This window comes from Cupriavidus sp. CuC1 (assembly GCF_044627735.1).
GTDB lineage: Bacteria > Pseudomonadota > Gammaproteobacteria > Burkholderiales > Burkholderiaceae > Cupriavidus > Cupriavidus ulmosensis.
The window spans coordinates 1-3,265 of record NZ_JBIUHC010000326.1 but is presented as its reverse complement, the minus strand read 5'-3'; the positions used below and the strand labels follow the sequence as shown (position 1 = coordinate 3,265).

Here is a 3,265-nt window from a genome sequence, read left to right as displayed (position 1 = left end):
TCACTCCCAGAGATCGTGAAGCTCCTACCTTCTCATCGCCGCCCTCTACTCGCCAGACGGGTTCCGCTGACGGTTACTTTGCTCCCGCAGCCACGCTCTTTCGAGTGCGGTCAGTCGAGCATGCCGTAAGCCTGGCCAACGACAGTCCGTTTGGGCTTGGTTCGTCCTGCTGGACAGCAGACCTTGAAGAGCAGCAGCAATTCGTCAACAGGCTGCAGACAGGTCAGACCTTCTTGAATGCTCCCGTGGCGTCGGACCCGCGGCTGCCATTCGGCGGGGTGAAGCGCTCGGGGTACGGACGGGAGCTCGGTCAGTTCGGCTTGCGTGAGTTTGTGAACGCGAAGACGGTGGTCCGCGCATAGCGGCGCGGCGGCGGCCGCCATGGCTTGTCTGCTTGTCTTGTAAGGAATGATATAAGATACAAGTTTCGCGACGTCTTGGGCCATCCCTTCGGGGCGGGCCCCATTTGATCAAGGACTAATTTCTTATGTCGACCAAAGAAGCCAAGGTTACTGCCCCGGTGCTAACCGCCACCGCCCCACTGAGCGGCCCCAGGAAGGCAACACCGTTTCTTTACAAACAGCTCATCCAGACACTGGAAGATCGTGTCAGGAGAGGCGAGCTTCAGGTAGGTGATCTCGTGCCAAGTGAGAACCAACTGATTAAGGAGTTCCAGGTGAGCCGCGTAACAGTGCGCAAAGCCCTCCTTGAGTTGGAGCAGCGGGGCATCGTAACGAGATTGCACGGCAAAGGGACCTATATCAACTCTTCGACAGTGCCACAACTCTTGCAAGCGGAAGCACGCACGATTGTGGAGACGTTCGAAGTTGCTGGCGTAGATCTGGATGTCGAAATACTCGCGCTGGAGCACGTTGACCCGCCTTCCCACGTTGCAGCGGTATTCGGGGAGCTCGATCAAAAGGTGGTCTGTCTGACTCGTCGCTATTCGTCGGACGGTCTACCGATTGGCGTAGTGTCCCTGTATTTGCCCCTCGCGATGAGCGGGGTCGCATACATCTTAAAGGACTCCAGAGATGCGAAGGAGACTAGCTATTCGGTTTTTGAGAAGCAACTGGGTATTTCTATCGGGCTGGTGAAGCATGTCGTTAAGACAGCGGCGATAGATGTCGCAACGGCTGAAGCGCTTGATCTTGAAGAGGGTCACATCTGCCTTTCAATGGACCGGATTACTCGAAGTTCGCATGGCGGGGTTCTGGAGGTAATGAGCTTCGTTTATGCGCCAGGCCGGGTGTCCTTCGAAATTGAACTGCCTCGGCATGCCACCGGGATGACCATACGGCTCGCAGACTATTTTGAAACGACATGATCAGCGGCGTGGCGTATGCAGTTAGCCGATGATTAGTCGGCAACGCTCCATCGTATGTCTTGTTCGTTATCTCGTCGGCTAGTGCGATCAAGCGCTCTATTCCGTGAAATTTACATAGCAATAGTGTAGGGCCGGGTCGCCGAAAGAGTGATTCGAAGAACATAAATGGAGACAAATCATGCAGCAAATCGACGGTACTACGGAGTTTGGATTGGGGGCATCGGACGCAGCTGTCACAAGCGTGCCCGTTCGTCGTAGAGCACTGCTTAGCAGCTTTCTGGGATGGATGTTCGATGGCTACGAGACAAGTACTCTTATCCTCGTAGGATTCAGCGCAATGACTTCGCTGATGCATGGTGCGAGCAGGTCATCAATGCAATTGGCCGTTGGAACGGCCATGAGCAGCACACTGTTGGGGTGGGCGATTGGCGGGATGATTGGCAGTGTCATGGCCGACTACATTGGCCGCAAACGGATGCTGACCATTGCGATTGCTGGCTATTCGATCTTTACTGGCCTGACCGCGTTTAGCGCGACACCGGAGGCGCTGATCGTGCTTCGATTTCTGACAGGCTTATTTCTTGGGTCGGAGTGGAGTACAGGTACGGCACTGGTCGCTGAGACTTGGCCAGCGTCTAAACGTGCCAAGGCCCTCGGGATTATGCAGTCGGGATACGGATTTGGGTTCCTCTTGGCGTCGCTGACGTGGTTGGTGGCATTGCCTCTATTGGGACAAGACGCTTGGCGATGGATGTTTGTCCTAGGTGTTCTGCCGGCGATCGTCTTACTGTTCGTACGTCGCTCAATGCCTGAATCGGAAATGTGGAAGGCGAGCCGCCGCGCAAGAACTGATCGTGCGAGCCAGTCGTCTATTGAACGACTGCGTACCGCCAAAGACAACTTTACTCTCTTCATGATGCTGCGCGACCGCACGTCTCGTCGCAACGTATTTTGCACGCTAATCATGACGACCGTAACTGTCGCAGTATTCTACGGGACGAGCACAATTTTCTATCCGATGGTCTCGAGTATTGCCACGCGACACGGCTTGGATCCGCAGAATTGGGCGACAATCGCTGCAATTGCTTTCAATGTGGGATCTCTCGCAGGCTATATCTCCGCCGGGTTTATTGCTGAGGCGTATGGTCGAAAGAAATATATGGCTTTGACGTTCTTGGGCGGTCTGATTACGACCCCTCTGGCGTTCATCTTGAGCAACTCGATAGAAACCGCGATGATTGCGTCGTTGGTGCTGGGATTCTTCACCCTGGGCTCATTTTCCTGGTTGCCGATCTATCTTCCGGAGCTGTTTCCGACCGCCGTTCGCGCAACAGCTTCTGGGTTCGTGTTCAACTTCGGTCGGCTCCTGGCGTTTCCTCTGCCGGCGTACGCCGCCTCAATGGCAGCAAGTCGCGGCGATCCGCTGCTTCCGGCATTCCTGATAGCGGCATTGCTTGTTCTGTCCTTGCTGGTGCTGCGGGTGCTCCCGGAAACCAAGGGGCAGGGATTGCCTGAATAACAGTCGCTGCGATTCTCAATTGACATCGCGTTTCGCAGAGCTAGCGCACAAGCTCCCAGGGGGAGGGCGCCTCATCTGAGAATACGCGATGCATTCTAATGGCAATGACCGCATCCATGACGGGCCGCAGCGTCAATCGATCTCCCGCGTCAAGAATTGCTCAATGAGCGTCGCGAAGTATGGGGGACATTCCTGCATCGGGTAGTGGCCGCAATTCGGAGTGACGGGCTCTCCTTGATTTTGCGCAGTTTACCGGGATAGTGATCCAATCCACCCAAGTTAAGCAGCGCAAAGAAGGCCGCGATTGATCAACGCAAGGTCTTGACACGTGAGGAGATTTGAGCGGCGGCCAATAGAGGATCATTTTTCGATCCTCGCTTGGCTCTCATGCCCCTGTCCGATTTGTTCGCTACGCTTAC

The 3,265-nt window shown here is 55.2% G+C and carries 3 protein-coding genes; all 3 read left to right on the top strand.

Annotated features, from left to right (window positions below; genetic code table 11):
* The coding region (locus tag ACGLHR_RS51160) for an aldehyde dehydrogenase family protein (protein ID WP_400103703.1) at nt 1-362 on the top strand (362 nt) is incomplete at its 5' end.
* A 125-nt stretch (nt 363-487) separates the two neighbouring features.
* Nucleotides 488-1,327, top strand: a complete 840-nt coding sequence (locus ACGLHR_RS51155; RefSeq protein WP_400103701.1) for a GntR family transcriptional regulator — start codon at nt 488-490, stop codon at nt 1,325-1,327.
* A gap of 178 nt (nt 1,328-1,505) precedes the next feature.
* Nucleotides 1,506-2,846, top strand: a complete 1,341-nt coding sequence (locus tag ACGLHR_RS51150; protein WP_400103699.1) for an MFS transporter — start codon at nt 1,506-1,508, stop codon at nt 2,844-2,846.
* Nucleotides 2,847-3,265 lie beyond the last annotated feature (419 nt).